Annotated in this window: 22 protein-coding genes; 8 read left to right on the forward strand and 14 right to left on the reverse strand. The window is 65.9% G+C overall.

Going from position 1 to position 17889, the window contains the following annotated elements:
* Positions 1-100: 100 nt before the first annotated feature.
* From OHB26_RS01715 to OHB26_RS01735, 5 genes are all read right to left on the reverse strand, one after another.
* Positions 101-1144, reverse strand: coding sequence for an S-adenosylmethionine:tRNA ribosyltransferase-isomerase (locus OHB26_RS01715; protein WP_330182474.1), 1044 nt, complete (start codon positions 1142-1144; stop codon positions 101-103).
* On the reverse strand, positions 1141-1827 hold the full coding sequence (locus OHB26_RS01720; RefSeq protein WP_330182475.1) for an SDR family NAD(P)-dependent oxidoreductase: 687 nt from the start codon (positions 1825-1827) through the stop codon (positions 1141-1143). Before OHB26_RS01720 ends, OHB26_RS01715 begins: the two co-directional genes overlap by 4 nt.
* A 111-nt stretch (positions 1828-1938) precedes the next feature.
* A complete protein-coding gene (locus OHB26_RS01725) occupies positions 1939-2079 on the reverse strand; it encodes a hypothetical protein (RefSeq protein WP_330182476.1) in 141 nt (46 codons plus the stop codon).
* A gap of 9 nt (positions 2080-2088) precedes the next feature.
* Positions 2089-3657, reverse strand: a complete 1569-nt coding sequence (locus OHB26_RS01730; RefSeq protein WP_330182477.1) for a TY-Chap domain-containing protein — start codon at positions 3655-3657, stop codon at positions 2089-2091.
* A 113-nt stretch (positions 3658-3770) separates the two neighbouring features.
* Complete coding sequence (locus OHB26_RS01735) at positions 3771-5063, reverse strand: NAD(P)/FAD-dependent oxidoreductase (RefSeq protein WP_330182478.1); 1293 nt, start codon at positions 5061-5063, stop codon at positions 3771-3773.
* A gap of 113 nt (positions 5064-5176) precedes the next feature.
* Between OHB26_RS01735 and OHB26_RS01740 the strand changes: the two genes are divergently transcribed.
* The 3 genes from OHB26_RS01740 (at position 5177) to OHB26_RS01750 (ending at position 7187) form a co-directional block, all read left to right on the forward strand.
* On the forward strand, positions 5177-6034 hold the full coding sequence (locus tag OHB26_RS01740) for a LysR family transcriptional regulator (protein ID WP_330185458.1): 858 nt from the start codon (positions 5177-5179) through the stop codon (positions 6032-6034).
* A 78-nt stretch (positions 6035-6112) separates the two neighbouring features.
* The gene (locus tag OHB26_RS01745; RefSeq protein WP_330182479.1) at positions 6113-6739 is read left to right on the forward strand and encodes a hypothetical protein; all 627 of its coding nucleotides are present in this window, start codon (positions 6113-6115) and stop codon (positions 6737-6739) included.
* 37 nt (positions 6740-6776) lie between these two features.
* Positions 6777-7187: a DUF1707 domain-containing protein gene (locus tag OHB26_RS01750; protein WP_330182480.1), complete on the forward strand. Its 411-nt coding sequence runs from the start codon at positions 6777-6779 to the stop codon at positions 7185-7187.
* Here the strand turns inward: OHB26_RS01750 and OHB26_RS01755 are convergent.
* Positions 7184-8125, reverse strand: a complete 942-nt coding sequence (locus tag OHB26_RS01755) for an aminoglycoside phosphotransferase family protein (protein WP_330182481.1) — start codon at positions 8123-8125, stop codon at positions 7184-7186. The two genes, OHB26_RS01750 and OHB26_RS01755, sit on opposite strands and share 4 nt — an antisense overlap.
* A gap of 67 nt (positions 8126-8192) precedes the next feature.
* Between OHB26_RS01755 and OHB26_RS01760 the strand changes: the two genes are divergently transcribed.
* Positions 8193-8750 (forward strand): GyrI-like domain-containing protein, encoded by a 558-nt coding sequence (locus OHB26_RS01760; RefSeq protein WP_330182482.1) that lies wholly within the window; start codon positions 8193-8195, stop codon positions 8748-8750.
* A 10-nt stretch (positions 8751-8760) separates the two neighbouring features.
* On the opposite strand, the gene OHB26_RS01765 is transcribed toward OHB26_RS01760, so the two are convergent.
* The 3 genes from OHB26_RS01765 to OHB26_RS01775 all read right to left on the reverse strand — a co-directional run bounded on the left by OHB26_RS01765 (position 8761) and on the right by OHB26_RS01775 (position 11141).
* Positions 8761-9213, reverse strand: coding sequence for a hypothetical protein (locus tag OHB26_RS01765; protein ID WP_330182483.1), 453 nt, complete (start codon positions 9211-9213; stop codon positions 8761-8763).
* 145 nt (positions 9214-9358) lie between these two features.
* Positions 9359-10318 (reverse strand): electron transfer flavoprotein subunit alpha/FixB family protein, encoded by a 960-nt coding sequence (locus OHB26_RS01770; RefSeq protein WP_330182484.1) that lies wholly within the window; start codon positions 10316-10318, stop codon positions 9359-9361.
* 37 nt (positions 10319-10355) lie between these two features.
* The gene (locus tag OHB26_RS01775; protein WP_330182485.1) at positions 10356-11141 is read right to left on the reverse strand and encodes an electron transfer flavoprotein subunit beta/FixA family protein; all 786 of its coding nucleotides are present in this window, start codon (positions 11139-11141) and stop codon (positions 10356-10358) included.
* Positions 11142-11332: 191 nt separating this feature from the next.
* Here OHB26_RS01775 and OHB26_RS01780 point away from each other — a divergent pair, with 191 nt between their 5' ends.
* Genes OHB26_RS01780 through OHB26_RS01790 form a run of 3 tightly spaced genes read left to right on the forward strand, consistent with a single transcriptional unit; the run spans position 11333 to position 15002 of the window.
* On the forward strand, positions 11333-12115 hold the full coding sequence (locus tag OHB26_RS01780) for a class I SAM-dependent methyltransferase (RefSeq protein ID WP_330182486.1): 783 nt from the start codon (positions 11333-11335) through the stop codon (positions 12113-12115).
* Positions 12112-13743, forward strand: coding sequence for a glycoside hydrolase family 57 protein (locus OHB26_RS01785; protein ID WP_330182487.1), 1632 nt, complete (start codon positions 12112-12114; stop codon positions 13741-13743). Before OHB26_RS01780 ends, OHB26_RS01785 begins: the two co-directional genes overlap by 4 nt.
* Positions 13740-15002, forward strand: coding sequence for a glycosyltransferase family 4 protein (locus OHB26_RS01790; RefSeq protein WP_330182488.1), 1263 nt, complete (start codon positions 13740-13742; stop codon positions 15000-15002). Before OHB26_RS01785 ends, OHB26_RS01790 begins: the two co-directional genes overlap by 4 nt.
* 35 nt (positions 15003-15037) lie before the next feature.
* Here OHB26_RS01790 and OHB26_RS01795 read toward each other — a convergent pair whose 3' ends face one another.
* Together OHB26_RS01795 and OHB26_RS01800 are read right to left on the reverse strand one after the other, a co-directional pair.
* Positions 15038-15469 carry a type II toxin-antitoxin system VapC family toxin gene (locus tag OHB26_RS01795; protein WP_330182489.1) on the reverse strand — a complete coding sequence of 144 codons (432 nt, stop codon included), beginning with the start codon at positions 15467-15469 and terminating at the stop codon, positions 15038-15040.
* Positions 15462-15701 carry an AbrB/MazE/SpoVT family DNA-binding domain-containing protein gene (locus OHB26_RS01800; protein ID WP_330182490.1) on the reverse strand — a complete coding sequence of 80 codons (240 nt, stop codon included), beginning with the start codon at positions 15699-15701 and terminating at the stop codon, positions 15462-15464. Before OHB26_RS01800 ends, OHB26_RS01795 begins: the two co-directional genes overlap by 8 nt.
* A gap of 42 nt (positions 15702-15743) precedes the next feature.
* Between OHB26_RS01800 and OHB26_RS01805 the strand changes: the two genes are divergently transcribed.
* Positions 15744-16061: a hypothetical protein gene (locus OHB26_RS01805; protein ID WP_330182491.1), complete on the forward strand. Its 318-nt coding sequence runs from the start codon at positions 15744-15746 to the stop codon at positions 16059-16061.
* Positions 16062-16065: 4 nt separating this feature from the next.
* Here OHB26_RS01805 and OHB26_RS01810 read toward each other — a convergent pair whose 3' ends face one another.
* From OHB26_RS01810 to OHB26_RS01820, 3 genes are all read right to left on the reverse strand, one after another.
* Positions 16066-16392 carry a cupin domain-containing protein gene (locus tag OHB26_RS01810; protein WP_330182492.1) on the reverse strand — a complete coding sequence of 109 codons (327 nt, stop codon included), beginning with the start codon at positions 16390-16392 and terminating at the stop codon, positions 16066-16068.
* A gap of 122 nt (positions 16393-16514) precedes the next feature.
* Positions 16515-17057, reverse strand: coding sequence for a DUF1697 domain-containing protein (locus tag OHB26_RS01815; protein ID WP_330182493.1), 543 nt, complete (start codon positions 17055-17057; stop codon positions 16515-16517).
* Positions 17054-17800 (reverse strand): acyltransferase, encoded by a 747-nt coding sequence (locus OHB26_RS01820; protein ID WP_067569758.1) that lies wholly within the window; start codon positions 17798-17800, stop codon positions 17054-17056. The genes OHB26_RS01815 and OHB26_RS01820 overlap by 4 nt, the downstream gene beginning before the upstream one ends.
* Between the last annotated feature and the right edge of the window lie 89 nt (positions 17801-17889).

Raw genomic sequence — 17889 nt, forward strand, 5'->3', positions numbered from 1 at the left:
AGAAGGGGACTCTACGCCTTCGCGTACGGGGTGTCAGCGCCGGGGTTCGCGGCATCGGCGCGGGCGGTCGAAGCCTGCTCCGGCGGCGGCGATGAGTCGGTCAGCGCCCGGTTCGGGCGGCGAACAGCAGAGCGGTATCGCCGAATTCGTGCCAGAGGTAACCGGAGTCCAGCGCGGCCCGGTAGGCGCGCCGCACCACCTCCGATCCGGCGACCGCGTCCAGCAGATGTAGATGCGAGGCCCCGGGCGCGTGCCAGCCGGTTATGAGCCCGTCGACCACCCGCGCCGGATGCGCGCAACCCAGTACCAGGTCCGTCCAGCCCGCCGCGGCGTGCACCAACCCGTCTGCGCCGACGGCGGATTCGAGGGCGCGGGTGACCGTCGTGCCCACCGCCACCACCCGCCCGCCGAGGGCGTGCGTGAGATTCACGAGTTCGGCGGTGAGCGCGGGGACCACGAAGCGTTCCGGGCTGGGCGGCTCCCCGGTCTCGGGCGAGGAAACCCCGGTGTGCAGGGTGATCGCGGCCAGGCCGATACCGCGCGCCACCAGATCGGTGATCAATGCGTCGGTGAAAGGCCGTCCCGCGCTCGGCATTTCGGCGCTGCCGGGTTCGCGGCCGAAAACGGTGCGGTAGTACTCCGGCGACCAGCGTTCGGTGACATAGGAATACGTGATCGGACGGCCGTACCGGGTCAGCAGTGCGGGGACGTCGGTATCGATATCGGCGATCCACAGGCGCTGTGCGCCCGGGAACCACGGTCGGCGCAGTCTCGCACGGTGACCACCCGGAATCAGCACGCCGACACCGGCTTCCAGCGGCACGCCGGCCCAGGGTGTACCACTCGGGTCGCGTAGTTCGACCACCCAGCCGCCATCGTCCAGACGCGTCGAGAAGTGCAGGACCGCGGCATCATCGCCGTACCGGGCGGTGACGGCGGCCTTGACCATGGCCGAATTGTTCACCACGACAAGGTCTCCGGGCCGCAGGAAATCCGGCAGTTCGCGAAAGCGCGCGTGCGTCAACGCGCCCGCATCGCTGACCAGCAGGCGAACTTCGTCCCGGGCGAGCCCGCGCGCTTCCGGCGGACTGGTCGCGGTCAATTCCTCCGGCAGCGTGAACTCCACCGCCAGTTCCACCGTCATGACGCCACCGGCAGTTCCGAGGCCACATACCGGCCGCTCGGCGGTCTCGTATCGAGCAGGTGGAGCAGCGCGGGGACAACGGTTTCCGGCTCCGGCCGGTCGGAGATGTCCTCGCCCGGGAACGCCGCCTGATGCATGGCCGTACGCATATCGCCCGGATCGAAACTGTAGATCCGCAGCTCCGGATGCTCCGCGCCGAGCACGGCCGTGAGCTGATCCAGCGCCGCCTTGGACGCCCCGTATCCACCCCAGCCGGGATACGCGCCGACCGCGGCATCGGAGCTGATATTCACCACCGCACCGCCGGCGGCCCGCAGCAGCGGCAGCGTCAGCTGCAGCACCTCCAGGGGCGCGATCACATTGGTGTCGAGGACCGCGACGAGCTCTTCGATCGGATACTTCTCCAGCGGCGGCAACGGGCTCGGCCCGAGCGCGCTGGCATTGTTGAGCACCAGATCCAGGGGCTCGGATCCAATGGCCCGGGCCAGTTGCTCGTGGTGCGCGGGATCGGCGATATCGCCGGTCACCGCCACCGCGCCGGTCACCGCCCGCACCTTCGCCAATTCCCGCGCGCCGCGGGCGGTGATGATCAATTGCCAATCTCGCTCGGCGAGGGCGTGCGCGACCGCACGACCGAAGCCCGCCGATGCCCCGGTGATCAGGGCTCTCTTGTTTTCCGACATAACGCCATCGTGAAACCTGAACCTCACTTCAGGTCAAGGAATTTCACCGACGGCAAACCACAACGACAGGTCAGGCGTTTTCGCGGGCGAAGCTGCGCGCGCCGATCACCATCAGGAGCAGGGCGAGCGCCACGGTTTCGCCCAGTCGTCCGCATGCCAGGACAGCAATTCACGCCGGACGTCGAACCCGTGCACCGGCGCAAGCATGCGCACCACCGCCAGCACCAGCAAACGTGTTGTAGGAACAGCCATATGCGCAGGTTAGCGCGCCCGATACCGCCTGCGGCTGGAGGCTTGGTCGTCCGGATCAACCAATCCCACCGGCTTACCGTCGCGCACCACGAACAGCAGCGTGCTGATCGGGGCATTGCCGTACGTATCATCGGCGAAGGTGCGCGAGACCAGGCGCAGCATCTGCTGTGTCGACTCCATGGTGTCGAGGGTGCTGCGCGGGAACGCGTACAGGATGGTGCGCCGCGGCACCGAGACGATGATCTCCTGGGTGCCGAGTAGTCGATGCGCCTGCCGCAGAGCGGCGGGATCGAGCAGCTTCTCCGCGGAGAAGGTATGACCGGAGCAGGTGGCGACCCGCAACCATTGCAGCTCGGTGAACTGCCATTCGTAATGCAGCGCAGCGAGATTGGCCAGGGCGCGTTCCGACAATCGCTCATCGGTCGCCTCGGGGTGATCGTCGAGGATCACCTCGTATCTGTCGGGCAGATTGTGCGCGTACGCGATGACAACACGCTGCTGCTCCGAGCCGAGCGTGAAGTGCGGGGCCTGCGCCGCGTCCGGCCAGTTCGACGGTTTCAACAGTGGGTACACATCCGCGAGCCGATCGGCGGCGGGTCTGGGGCGCGAAGGCGCTTGCCGCACCTGGGAATCGGGTCGCTGGTCCAACGCGCCGGCCTCGACGATGCGAATGTTCTGATCGGTGTCCATCACCATCAGCCGGTAGTCGATGCGGACCTCATCCTCGGCCGACGCCACGGGCAGATCCGGGTCGGTGCGCACCATGGCGCGTACGAACGGCTCGGTGCCACGCTGCACCCGTCGCCCGTCGACACAATGAAAGTCCAAGCTGCTGCTCAAATCCTCGACATCGAGAATCACATCCACCACCAGCAGATGGTTTTCACCGAGGCGGCCGATGAAATCCACGGTCCGATCACGTACCGGCCAGGACGCATCTGCTCCGGTGAGAATCTCCGCGTTCCGACCGCGCAAATAGTCGAGTCCGAGGATCGTTCGAATCTCATTGCTGCTCTTGGCCACCGCCCTATCCATCTCCAGCAGTTTGCGATTCGCCCGGGCGAAATCGGCGAGCACCGACGGTGCGGCGGCACGCAGCTCCTCCAGCGCGTAGTTCCCGAGACTGAGCAGCCCCAGATCCGCGCGCTCCTCGGTGCCCTCGGTCCAGGTCTCCGCGGTCAATTCCAATGGCAGCCATAATTCCTGGATCTCGCGCATCACCGCGATCACGGCGGCGGCGACCAGCTCGTAGTCGGAAAACCGTGCGGGCCATAGCAGCTCGCGGCGCCAGTTACAGGGCGCATCCGGATCGGGGGTGTCCCAGCCGAGCGCGCGCAACCGCGCGGAGGCCGCGTCCGCCGCCCGCTCCCCGGCATCGGCGACCACCTCGCAGTACAGGTAGTCACTACCCCGGACGAACTGGGCCGACAGCTCACCGCGGGCACTGAGCAGCAGGAAGCTGTCCACTGGCAGATTGAACAGCGTCCACCCCAGCGCCGCCGAAAACCATTCCCATACCTCGGATTCCGGCGATCCCGCCCCCGCCGGTCCCCGATCCTCGAAAGTTCCGCTCCCCACCCGACTACTCCCTCCCATCGAATACTCGCACCATACAACGGGTGTCCGACAGGTTCCGGGCATAAGAGAGCCGCCCGGTGGGGACTACCGGGCGGCTCATTTCGGCGGCAGGCTCAGGCCGCGCGGGGCGGTTCCAAAGCCTGTGCCACCGGGGCCTTTTCGACCTCGCTGAAACCGGGGCGACCGGTGCCGATGAAGGCGACCAGCCAGGAGAAGACCGCGGCGAAGCGGTTGCGGAACCCGACCAGGTAGAACAGGTGCACCGCGAGCCAGGTGAACCAGGCGATGGTGCCGCTGAACTTGATCTTGTCATTGATCTTGGTGACGGCGCTGAAGCGGCTGATCACCGCCATGCTGCCCTTGTCCCAGTAGGTGAACTCGGTGGCGGCCTGCTTCTTACCGCGGATGATGTCCGCGACGTGGCGGCCCTCCTGCATGGCGACCGGCGACTGACCCGGGTAGCCCTTGAGCGAGGTCATATCGCCGATGGCGTAGATATCGGCGTGCGCGCCGACGGTGCAGTCCGGATTGATCAGCAGTCTTCCGGCACGGTCGGTTTCACAGCCGGTGGCCTCGGCCAGCAGCTCGGCGAAGCCGCCCACCTGTACGCCCGCCGACCACACCACGGTCTCGGCGGCGATGCCGCGCTCCACCCCGTCCTTGCTCTTGACGGTCACCTTGCCCTCGTCGATATCGGTGACGAAGGTGTCGACCAGCACCTCGACGCCGCTCTTGCTGAGCGAGCCCTTCGCGTACTCCGACAGTCCGCCGCCGAACGGGGGCAGCACCACGCCCGCGCCTTCGACCAGGATCACCGAATCATCGGTGTGGTAGTACCTTTTCGCGAGTTCCTTGAGCTGGCCCGCGACCTCGACACCGGTCGCGCCCGCGCCGACCACCACGAAGCTGAGCAGGCGGCGGCGGGTCTCGGGATCGGCGGTCTTGGCCTCGGTGAAGACGCGATCGATCTGCGCGCGCAGCGCCTTGGCATCGTCGATGGTCTTGAGCGAGTAGGTCTTGTCGGCGAAATCGTCACGGCCGAAATAGGACTGGCTGGCGCCGGTGGCGGCGATGAGCGAGCCGTAGCGGATCTGCCGGGTGCCCTCGGCGGTTTCGTAGGTGAGGATCGCGTTCGGGGCGTCGATGGCGGTGACCTTGCCGATACGGGTCTCGCCGTTCTTGTGATGCTTGAGGATGTTCTTGATGGGCGGGGCGATCTCATCGGAGGCCAGCACACCCGTCGCAACTTGGTAGAGCAGCGGCTGGAAGAGGTGTTCGGGGGTACTCGAAATCAGAACGTACGGAACTCCCGACTTATTGAGCTGCTTGGCGGCGGCAAGCCCACCGAAGCCCGATCCGACAATGACAACCTCAACGGTCTCGACACCCGCACCCACGTACGACATGACAGCCTCCTTCTCTCATGACTAACCGTGATTCGGAACGCGGATGTTCCAGGGGTCAGGGCGCATAATCAATATGACTCTTATCTACATTGATCATGAATTGGAGAACTGCCGTGGAGCTGCGACAGCTGGCCTACTTCGTCGCCGTCTGCGAGGAGCTCAGCTTCAGCCGGGCGGCGACCCGCTGCTTCATCTCGCAGTCGGCCATCAGCCACCAGATCGCGCGGCTGGAAAGGGACCTCGGGGTACCCCTTTTCGAACGGTCCACAAGATCGGTCGTACCCACCGACGCGACCACTCGGCTACTTCCTCTTGCAAAGCAAATGCTGAGCCTGGAATCCGCCATTCGCGCAGCTGTACGCGCCTCCGGCCCACGAATTCGCCTCGCCGCCAATATGAGCTTCGCAACAAGATCGCTCTCCGCCATCGCCGGAGCACGCGAGGCGCATCCGGGCGCGGAGATCGAATTCGTCATCAAACCCTTCCGCCAGCGCATTCAAGCCGTAGCCGACGGCGATTGTGATCTCGCTCTCATCCGAGGCAGCGTGGACCAGCCCGGTTTGACCGTGGAAAAACTCTGGGTGGAAGACCTCGTCATAGCCACCTCCACCGCCCACCCCCTCGCCGGTCGCACAGATGTGACGCTCGCCATGCTCAGCGCCTATCCGCTATTACTCCCCGGCGAACACGACCAAGTGCTGTTACACAATGTCGTCCGCTCCGCCTTCGCCGATCTCCCCACCGGCCCCGCCTACGGCCCACCCATCCCACCCGACCACACCGCCACCATGGAGCTCATCAACCGCCCCGACGCCTGGACCATCCTCTACGCCGACAGCCACACCGAAGGCATAGCCACCCTCCGCCTCACCGGCCACCCCCTCCGAGTCCCGGTCTCCGCCGTAATCCGCAGCGACCTCCGCCCCTCCCCCATCCTCACCACCCTGCTCGCAGCCCTGCACTGCGCGTGAATTCGCACGACGCCGCCGACTATCTTTGGTTCGATCATGTCGAGCCATGGTGAAAGTGGTTCGGAGGTAGGGGGAGTCATGAATCCGTGTCCGCGCTGCGGAATGCTCGACCAGGTCCGCGGCATTCGCGCGATCATGCAGAACGAGGTGCGGCGCACCACCTTCGTCGGCCAGATCAGGCTGCACGGCCATCACGGTCCGCTGCGCGGCTCGATGAACCAGCAAATCGTCCAAGGTAATTCGCTCACCGACGCGCTGGGCGCGGTGGTATTTCTCGAACCGCGATACGCCGATCCGACCCGCGACAAGCGCAGCGTGTGGTTGATCCTCGCCGCGTTCGCGATTCCATTCGCCGTGGCCGCGCTCGGCGCGGGGCTGCTGGCTCACGGATTCTTCAGCTTCATCCTCTATGTGCTCATCGCGCCGCTGATCATCGTTCTGATCACGGTACCGGCAATCCAATTCATCACCCGCAGACTCGATGCGGCGGCGACGGCGGCCGATTCGGAGAAGATGCGCGGGCGCGAGCGGGGCGCGCGGCGATTCGCCCTCTGGGAGTCGCTCTCCTACTGCGGGCGTGATCATCTGGTCTACGACCCGCGCTACGGTGTGAGCTTTCCGCCCGAGGGGACCACGGGATATCTGTTCCACAGCATCCCGGAGACCGAATTCGCCGTGAATGTCGATGAGGTGCGGCGCTATTGAGCCGACAGGCCGGGTGCGATCGACTTAGGCTGAGACCGTGAGCCAGGAGAATATGCGGGCCTCGGATGCTGATCGCGAGCAGATTGTCACCAAACTGCGGGTGGCGATGGATGACGGGCGGATCAATCTGCACGAGTTCGATGAGCGGGTGCAGCAGGTTTACGCTGCGCGGACCTACGGGGAGTTGACGCCGGTTCTGGCTGATCTGCCCGCGGTGCGGAGCTCTCGGTCGGGGCCGAAGGTGGCTGTCGAACCCGGGATGTTTCCGACGTGGGTGAAGATCATGTGGACGCCGTGGGTGTTCGTGAACATTCTGTGCGTATTGATCTGGCTGGCAACGGGGATGGGGTATTTCTGGCCGTTCTGGGTGGCGGTGCCGTGGGGGTTGGCACTGTTCATTCCGAGCACGGTGGGGTACCTGGTCAACAAGGACGGCCAGCGGGGTTAGGCCAGGGCGTGGGCTACCGCCAGATGTAGGCGGAGGTCTTCGGGCTCATCGTCTTCGACCGCCCAGACAATCTCCTCCATCGAGCGCATGAAGGCCCAGCCTCGGGCCCGCTCCATCGAAACCCCGAGCGCCGTAGCCGTTCGATCCAGCACTGCCACAGCGTGTTCGGGGGACGGATCGCCCTGGACCTGGATCATCACCAGGAAGCCCGCGTCGAAGGCGGCCTCGCCCAGGTACGCTTTGGGATCGATGAGCAGCCACGGTTCCCGTTCGGCGGCAACGATATTGCCGAGATGGGTATCGCGGTTGACCACCAGCAGCGGGCCGTCCGGAACGGCCAGGCGCTCACACCATTCGACGGCCCGATCTCGTAGCAAGGCCGGAATCACCTGTGCGATATCGGGTTTCGGGGCACTGAACATCTCCATCCACTCCGCGACCATGCCCGCCGCCTCCGGGAGCGCCGGGAAATCCGCTGGCACGCCTGCCGGCTCGCGCCGCAGTCGCCGATACAGGGCGCATGCCTGTTCAACCCGGTCGATGTTCTCCGGTCGACCCTCCAGACTCGGGAAACCCGGCTGGAACAGCAGTGGAGTTCCGGGTCGCGCCCATTCGAGCAGCAAAGAGTTACTGCCGGAATCGAACTCGTACAGCCGGACCGCCCCCTCACCCCGGTAGCAGAACAGGCCCGCGGCCTCACCGAGGTTCTCGGGATCGATCACCGGGATCTTCAAGACCGCGACGGATCCGTCCGCCCGGCGCACCGGAGCGACATAGGAGTGCGTGCCGCCGCCGAACGGTTCGCCGATGATCTCCAGTCCCCAAGCCGCGCACCGCGCGGCGACCAGTGCGGGCAGATCCGCCAGCCACTGCCTACCGCGCTCGGCGAAGATCTCGGCGATATTCTCGGCGACCTCGGGTGGCGGTGCGATCGACATCGGTCCAGCCTGCCAGATTCCCGGCGCGCCTTGACTCTCCGGCAAGGGGAGACCCGATCCTCGAAGTATGAAACTGGACCTGGCCAAGACCGACAGGAACTACTACACCGCACCCGCCGATCCGGTCCTGCGCACCTTCGGCACCCACTGCTACGCCACCGTCACCGGCTCCGGCGCACCCCTGGGCAGGGCGTATACCGAGGCCGTCGCCACCCTGTACCGCGCCGCCTACGGTGCGAAAAAACTGGCCAAGGCCGCCGATCAGGATTTCGTCGTCGCCAAACTGGAGGGCCTGTGGTGGGTGGAGTCCGATGCGCCGCCGCTCACGGTTGCGCGCGAGCAGTGGCATTGGAAGATGATGATCCGGCTACCGGAGTTCATCACCGCGGATATGGTCACCGGGGCGACCTTCGAAGAACTCACCGAGGGCGAATCGATCCAGGCGCTGCACGTCGGCCCGTACTCGACCGAACCCGAAACTCTCTCGCGCATGGACGCTTTCATGCGGTCCGAAGGCTTGACCATGAACGGCCGCCACCACGAGATCTACCTCTCCGACCCGCGCAAATCCGCCGAGGCAACCATGAAAACCATTCTCCGCCACCCGGTCCGGCGCTTGACCTGACCGCTCATGGTCAGGCCGGAACCAAGGTTTCGTGCACCGTCCGCCACTGGTAGATGCGCCCATCGGTGACCAGCACGGCGGTAACCGTTCTGCGCGTGGTCGTTTCGCCCATGACGTTCTCGGCGACGAAGCGCAGCACGATGAGATTGCCACTGCGCGCGATCTCCCGGACCTCGGAGACCTCGATCGCCAACCCCGGCTGGGCATTACGCGCCGACCACAATCCGGCCAACAACGTCTCCCGATCCACCGCGTGCCCGGTGGTCACCACCGAGGTGAACGCCTCGTCCAGCGCCCCGGAGATCCGGTCGAACACCTTGGGCAGCGCATCCGATCCCAGCCATTCGGCCAGATCGAAGTGGAAGGCGGCGACTATATCCGGCAGTCCGAAAACTCCCTGAGCATCGGCGTTCCCGGAGTCGGCACGCCCGTCGGACGGGTCTTCTCTTCCACGTCGCCCCACGGCACCACACCTCGCGAACCTCGACAAGCCTGACGATCTTCACATGCCGGGCATCGTTCCGCAGCAGCGGGTCGGGCCGGAAATGCCAATCGGCCCCCGGCTCGAAAAGCCGGGGACCGATCGTATTGCGCTCAGCGCGAGACTCTTAACCCTTGTGGGCCTTGACCGCCTCGGTCAGCTGCGGGGCGACGTTGAACAGGTCGCCGACGATGCCGTAGTCGCTGATCTCGAAGATGGGGGCTTCCTCGTCCTTGTTGACAGCGACGATGGTCTTCGAGGTCTGCATGCCCGCGCGGTGCTGGATCGCGCCGGAGATGCCCAGGGCGATGTACAGCTGCGGGGAGACCGTCTTACCGGTCTGACCGACCTGGAACTGACCCGGGTAGTAGCCCGAGTCGACAGCGGCACGCGAAGCGCCGACGGCGGCACCGAGGGCGTCGGCCAGCGGCTCGACGACCTTGCCGAAGTTGTCGGCCGAGCCGACGCCACGGCCACCGGAGACCACGATCGCGGCCTCGGTCAGCTCGGGACGATCGCCACCGGCGACCGGCTCCTTCGAGACGACCTTGGTGACGCCCTCTTCCTGAGCCGGAACCTCGACGACGACCTTCTCGCCGGCGCCGGCCTGCGGGGCCGCCTCGACGGCGCCGGGGCGCACCGAGATGACCGGCACATCGCCGGTGGCCTTGGCGGCCACGGTGAACGCGCCACCGAAGATGGAGTGCTGCGCGGTGCCGTCGGCATCGATCGCGATGACGTCGACGAGCAGGCCGGAGCCGATGCGCGCGGCAAGGCGGCCCGACACCTCCTTGCCGTCGGCGGTGGCGGCGACCAGGATCGCGGCCGGGGCGGCGGACTCGGACAGACCGGCGAGCACGTCGACCTTCGGGGTCACCAGGAAGCCTTCGGCCTCATCGGATTCCGCGACGTAGATCTTCTCGGCGCCGGCGGCGGCCAGCGCGTCGGCCAGCTTGTCGGCGGTGCCGGGGGCGGCAACGACGACCGCGGCCGGGGTGCCCAGACCGCGGGCGGCGGTGAGGAGTTCGGTGGTCACCTTCTTGGGCGCACCATCAGCGTGCTCCACGAGCACAAGTACTTCTGCCATGATTCTTTCTCCTGAAGTTCGTTGGGCTCGGGGGGCTTTAGATGATCTTCTGACCGACCAGGTAGGTGGCGATCTGCTGGCCGCCCTCACCCTCGTCGACGATCTTCTCGCCCGCCGTGCGCGCCGGCTTCGGGGTCACACCGGTCACCTGGGTGCCGGCGTTCGCAACACCGACGGTCTCCGGGTCGACGCCCAGATCGGCCAGCGTGAAGGTCTGAACTTCCTTCTTCTTCGCGGCCATGATGCCCTTGAAGGACGGGAAGCGCGGCTCGTTGATCTTCTCGGTGACCGAGACGATGGCCGGCAGGGTGGCCTCGAGCTTGAAGACGCCCTCGTCGGTCTCGCGCTCACCGGTGATGCGCTCGCCGTCGACAACCAGCTTGCGCAGGTGGGTCAGCTGCGGCAGACCCAGGTACTCGGCGATGATGGCCGGGACGGCGCCCGAACGGCCGTCGGTGGCCTCGTTACCGGCGATGACGAGCTCGATGCCCTCGATCTGGCCGAGAGCCGCGGCCAGCACGTAGGCGGTCTGCACGGCGTCGGAGCCGTGGATCGCGTCATCGTTGATGTGAATGGCCTTGTCGGCGCCCATGGAAAGCGCCTTGCGGATGGCCTCGGTGGCACGGGCGGGGCCCATGGCCAGCACGGTGACCTCGCCGCCCTGGGCCTCCTTGATCAGCAGCGCTTCTTCGACAGCGCGCTCGTTGATCTCGTCGAGGATGGCGTCGGCGGCCTCGCGGTCGAGGGTGTAGTCACCATCGGTCAGCTTGCGCTCGGACCAGGTGTCAGGAACCTGCTTGATCAGTACGACGATGTTGGGCATGGGTCTTCGTCGACCTCCTGTTCTGATGGCACGGGTGTGGCGGTCGCACGATCGACTGGCCGTACGTCCACAAGTAGCTCGCGCTGGAGATTACCCTACGTTAAGTTACCCGTGGGTAACTTAGGCTGTGATGTTCTCCATCAGCCGATCCGGTCGCCGCTGTGATATGGGCAACCGCTAACGTCGATCCAATGAGCGAGGCCGTGATACCCACCGAAAACCACACCGATCCCCTGCCTTTGACCGGTGAGCGGACGGTGCCCGGCATCGCCGAGGAGAACTACTGGTTCCGTCGGCACGAAATCGCCTACGTCCGCCTGCTGGAGCACTGCGCGGACAAGACCGTGCTCGAGGCCGGATCCGGAGAAGGCTACGGCGCCAACATGATCGCCGGGGTCGCCGCCAAGGTGACCGGGCTCGACTACGACGACAGCGCGGTCGCGCATGTGCGCGCCAAGTACCCGGCCGTGGAGATGGTGCAGGGCAATCTCGCCGATCTGCCGCTGGCGGACGAGTCGGTCGATGTCGTGGTGAATTTCCAAGTCATCGAACATCTTTGGGATCAGTCGCAGTTCATTCGGGAATGCCTGCGGGTGCTCAAGCCCGGTGGAAAACTGCTGATCAGCACGCCCAACCGGATCACCTTCTCACCGGGCCGGGACACCCCGCTCAACCCGTTCCACACCCGTGAACTCAATGCCGCCGAGCTGACCGAACTCTGCGTCGAGGCCGGTTTCCAGGTCGAACTGATGGCGGGCGTATTCCACGGTGCCGCACTCGTCGCCCTCGACGAGAAGTGGGGCGGGTCGATCATCGACGCGCAGATCGCCCGCGCCATCGCGGGCGAGCCGTGGCCCGCCGACCTCGCCGCCGATGTGGCCGCGGTGCGCACCGACGACTTCGAACTGCTCGCCGATTCGGCGGCCGATATCGATGCCAGCCTGGATCTGGTGGCCATCGCGGTGAAGCCGTGAGCGACAGGACAACTCCGGTGCCGGGCCAGTTCACGCTGGTCCTGCATTCGCATCTGCCGTGGCTGGCCCATCACGGGCGCTGGCCGGTCGGCGAGGAGTGGCTGTACCAGTCCTGGGCGGCCTCCTACCTTCCCGTCGCCAAGGTGCTGAGAACCCTTGCCGCGGAGGGGCGTTCACATCTGCTGAGCCTGGGCATCACACCGGTGCTGGCGGCACAGTTGGACGATCCGCACAGCCTGTCCGCCATGCACCACTGGCTGGGCAATTGGCGACTGCGCGCCGACGAGGCGTCCATGGCCGGGAATACCGCACTGGGCGGTCACGAGCATCGGCTGGCGAACGAATCCCTCGAGGATTTCGAGACCCGCTGGCGGCACGGCGCATCGCCGGTGTGGCGTGAGCTCATCGATGCCGAAGCCATCGAATTGCTGGGCGGACCGCTGGCGCACCCCTTCCAGCCGCTGCTCGACGAGCGCTTGCGCGCGTATCAGCTGCGCGAGGGCCTGGCCGATGCCCGCCAGCGCTGGGGGCATACGCCTACCGGAATCTGGGCTCCCGAATGCGGATTCACGCCCGGAATGGAGCGCGGCTACGACGCCGCCGGTGTGACGCACTTCATGGTCGACGGCCCGGCGCTGCGCGGTGACACCACCCTGGGTCGCCCGGTGTGGGATTCGGATGTGCTGGCGTTCGGACGCGATCTGCATGTCAGCTATCGCGTCTGGTCCCCGAAATCGGGGTATCCGGGCCATGCCGCGTACCGTGATTTCCATCACTATGATCACGCGACCGGTCTCAAACCGTCCCGGGTGACGGGCAAGACCGTCTCCGGTCCGGACAAGGCCCCCTACGATCCCGCGCTCGCCGCGGCGGCGGTCGCGCACGATGTCGCCGATTTCGTGGCGACCGTGCGCGAGCGCCTCATCTCCGAATCCGCGCGCATCGGCCGTCCGGCCCTGGTCGTGGCCGCATTCGACACCGAACTCTTCGGGCACTGGTGGCATGAGGGCCCGCAGTGGCTGGAGCAGGTGCTGCGCGCACTGCCCGAGGCGGGCGTCACCGTCGGCACCCTCGCCGATGCCCGCGCCAATGGCTATGTCGGGGAATCGGTGCAGCTCAGCGACTCCTCCTGGGGTTCGGGCAAGGATTGGCGGGTGTGGGCCGGGGATCAGGTCCAGGATCTGGTCGATCTCAATGCCGAGATCGTGCGCCTGACGCTGGACACTCTGGACAAGATGCGCGTCGAAATCCCTTCGGGCGACGGCGAATCCACCTTCGGCGGGCTGCGCGACCGGGTCGCCGATCAGCTGCTGCGCGAGGCGATTCTGACCGTCTCCAGCGACTGGGCGTTCATGGTCTCCAAGGATTCCGCGGCGGGCTACGCACGTGACCGAGCCCATGAACACGCCCACGCCGTGCGCGAGATCGCGGCGGCGGTTGCCGCCGGACAACTCGCCAAAGCGCAGCAGTTGGCGGCAGGATGGTACGCGGCCGACGGATTCTTCCCGGCGCTCGATGCGCGCAGGCTCGCGCCCCGCGACGGCGGGAGCGACGGACCCGAAGGAGGCAGCTTGCGTAACCACGTAGGGGCCCGCGGACGCCGCGTTGATACAGAAGGACCCCAATGAAGATCTTGATGGTGTCGTGGGAGTACCCACCCGTCGTTGTCGGTGGGCTGGGCCGCCACGTCCATCACCTGGCCACCGAGCTGGCCGCCGCCGGGCACGAGGTCGTCGTGCTGGCGCGCCGCCCCATGGGCAGTGACGCCACCACGCACCCCACCATCTCCTTCATCGAGGACGGCGTGCTGGTGGTGGCCGTGGCCGAGGACCCGCCGGTCTTCGACTTCGGCGAGGACATGCTCGCCTGGACCCTGGCCATGGGACACGCCATGGTGCGCGCGGGTATCGCGCTGAACAAGCCGGGTATCGGCGAGGGCTGGACGCCCGATGTGGTGCACGCGCACGACTGGCTGGTCGCGCATCCGGCGATCACGCTGGCCGAGCATTACGACGTGCCGCTGGTCTCGACCATTCACGCGACCGAGGCCGGACGGCACAGCGGCTGGGTCTCCGGCCGGGTCAACAAGCAGGTGCATTCGGTCGAATGGTGGCTCGCGCACGACTCCGATGCGCTGATCACCTGTTCGGAGTCGATGAAGGACGAGGTCGAGCGGCTCTACAACCCGGAGCGCACGCCGGTCACGGTGATTCGCAATGGCATCGATGTGAGTTCGTGGACCTTCCGCGAGCGGGCACCGCTGTCGGGACCGCCGCGGCTGCTGTACGTCGGCCGGCTCGAATACGAGAAGGGTGTGCAGGACGCGATCGCCGCGCTGCCGCGCATCCGCAAGGCGCATCCCGGTGCGACGCTGACGGTCGCCGGAATCGGCACCCAGATCGATTGGCTGCGTGAGCGCGCTCGCGCGCATCGTGTCGCGCGGGCCGTGAATTTCGTTGGCCGCCTTGACCATACGGATCTGCTCGGCTGGCTGCACAGCGCCGACGCGATCGTGCTGCCCAGTCGCTACGAGCCCTTCGGCATCGTGGCCCTGGAAGCCGCCGCCGCGGGCACCCCGCTGGTCACCTCGACCGCCGGTGGTCTCGGCGATCTGGTGACCGACGGTGTCACCGGCGCGTCCTTCGAACCCGCCGACGTGAACGGCATTGTCGAGGCGGTCTGCACCGTGCTCGACGATCCGGCCGCCGCACAGGATCGCGCCTGGGCCGCCCGCGAACGCCTCACCGCCGACTTCGCCTGGGATGTGGTGGCGCAGGAGACCGCACTGGTCTACCAGTCCGCCAAGCGCGGCGTCCGCAACCCGCTGGGCCGCCCGGTCATCGTGGAACGCCCACTGCCGGAACGGGATCCGAACCAGCCGTACTGAACCGACGGACCGACATCGGCGCGCCAGGTCCGGCATCATTCGGGCGCAATCAACGTCAGGGTCGGGAAGTAGGCGCGATACCTGCGCGCATCTCTGGTCAGTAAGCGATAGCCGGTGATCGCGGCATGCGCGCCGATGTAGAAGTCCGGCAATGGTGATCGCTTGTCACCACCGTTGCGCTTGTACCGCAGATGGGCACGTGCCGCGAGAAATGCTGCGTCCCACGGCAATGGCTCCCGATCGATGAAGTCGGTCGGGAGCGCACTCTGCAGTTCCTCCTTGGTTGTGAAACCCACCGAGACCTCGGAGTAGATCAGCGGATTGATGACCAATCGGCCGAGATCAAGGGCATCGGCGAGAGCTGCGGCAGACCAAGATTCCCAGGTCGGATCGGCGTCGAGGACATCGATCAACACGCAGGAATCAACCAATGTTGCCGGGTGCAGGGCGGTCACGGGTTCAATCACGGAGCAATGCCATGATCTCGTCGGTAGTCATCTCGCGCACGGCCGGATTCGTGAACCGGCTGCGGCGCAGATGTTGAACGAGCTGCTTACCTCGGCTGTCCGCACCGTCACGGGGAGTGATCCGTAGTGTTCCACCGTCGTCGATGACATCGACCTCGACGCCCTCACGTAGCCCGTACTTCGCCCGAAGGTCAGCCGGAATCGTCACTTGACCGTTCGCATTCACTCGCATGATTTGCCCCGATCTAATAGATAGTGGATCTATTAGATCGTAGTGCGATTCGCCTCGACCTGCATCGACTTTCTTCGCTCGAACTCAAAGAGTGCCGTATCGAGAGTCAGTGGCGGCAATCACATCGGCTCGTTCAACGATCCGGAGACGCCTCCAGGCGGCTGGCTCCAGAGCCGGGCTGTCACCAGTGCAGCCGCCCGCGCCACCGCCTTCGGCCATCCCGGCGCGGGCGGATCGATCGGTCTCGGCGATATCGAGAACGACCTCGCCATCGCCTTCATCCCCAACCTGCGTCGCGATTGGCTCGCCCGGGACCGCCGCGCCTATCGTCTCGTCGAGGCCGTGTACGCCGCCCTCTGAACGACTACTCGAAGGGACAGCCGGGGTTGGGCGCGTCCTCGGAAAGCAGACTGCCCGTGGGCAATACGTAGAGCACTTCCAGAATCTGCAGTTCGGTCCCCAGATTGCGTTCGATATGGATATTCCCGATTCCGGCGGGCTCCACAAAGGCGCTCGGCCCGCCCGAACCGTCCTGTTCACAGCTGGCGTCGTAGTGGAACGGCTGGCCCTGCCGGATCACGGCATACAGCGTGCCGTCGTGGTAATGCCAGCCCGTGGAACCGCCCGGGGCGATGGTGATTTCACGCAGTATGTAATCGGTGTCGCCAATTGTGGTGCGCGACAGGATCACTCCCGTGACACCGTCCGAGGTGTCACGTGTGCGGTGGCGGCGAACGGACCGGCCAGCGCGAGCGCGGCCAGTCCGGCGAGTGCCGTGCGGAGACCGATATTCACCGCCACAGCGTATCGGGATCAGCCCAGCTTCTTCAGCGTCTTCTGCACGGTGAGGAAGGTACGGGTGGTGATGTCCTTGCCGTAGCTCTTCTCGATCCAGGCCATGAAATTGGTGGTACTGGGATCGGTGTTGTCGATGACCGACAGCACGGCCGCGGCGGGCTCGTCGTAGCCGAGTACGCGCACCGCCTTCGCCGTCGTCTCATCGAGCGCTCCGGGTGGACCCGCCTGGACGTCCTTGACGAAGGTGACCGTCAAATAGGTTTCGCGGCAATGGGTCAGGCCGGGGAAGGGGTCCGAGTCGACGAGCTCCTGAAGTTGAGCTCCACTGCGGATGATCGTGCCGCCACCGATACCCAATTCGGCCCGCAAAGCCTGCTGGATGCGCGATTCCAGTGCGGGAATATCGGTTTCGGGGCTCTCGAAGACGATATTCCCGCTGGACAGCAGCGATGCCACCTTCATGAAGCCGAGATTCTCGAAAACTCCGCGGAGTTTCTCGTTCTTCATATTCGGGTTCGTGGGCATGATCCCGCGCAGGAAGGCGGCATAGCCGGTCATGACGCGGTGACGCCGTTCTTCTTGCGTTCGATATCGGCGAGGGCTGCCATATGCGCGGCGCGTGCCTCGGCGGCGGCATCCCAGGCGTCCTTGCGGTTCTTCACCACTCGGGCCGGAGCGCCGACCGCGATGCCGTAGTCGGGGACATCGCCCTTCACCACGGCGTGCGCGCCGAGGACGCACCCGCGGCCCACGCGGGTGCTGCGCAGCACGGTGACCTTCGCGGCGATCCAGGTGTCCGGACCGATACGAACCGGGGACTTCACAATGCCCTGATCCTTGATGGGCATATTGATGTCATCGGTGACATGGTCGAAATCGCAGATGTAGCACCAATCCGCGACCAGGGTGGATTCGCCGATTTCGATATCGAGGTAGGTGTTGACGACATTGTCCTTGCCGAACACCACCTTGTCGCCGATGCGCAGCGAACCCTCATGGCAGCGGATGGCATTGCCGTCACCGATATGCACCCAGCGGCCGATCTCCAGGCGAGCCAGATCGGGGGTGCAGTGCACCTCGACATTGCGGCCCAGGAAGACCATGCCGCGCAGCACGATATGCGGGTTGGCCATCTTGAACTTCCACAGCCGGTAGTAGCGCACCAGGTACCAGGGCGTGTACGCGCGATTCGCGAGCACCCATTTGGCCGAGGCCACCGTCAGGAAACGCGCCTGCTCCGGATCCTGGCGACGGGATCCGCGCCAACGCGCACTCAATGGCGCGCCCCACATGCTCGTCACGAACTGCTCCCTGTTTTCCGCTGGGCCGGTACCGCCGCCCTGATCGGGCAATCTCGCCTCACACCTTATGACTTGCGTCTCGCGCTCGA

Origin of the sequence: Nocardia sp. NBC_01503 (genome assembly GCF_036327755.1) — a bacterium.
Lineage (GTDB): Bacteria > Actinomycetota > Actinomycetes > Mycobacteriales > Mycobacteriaceae > Nocardia.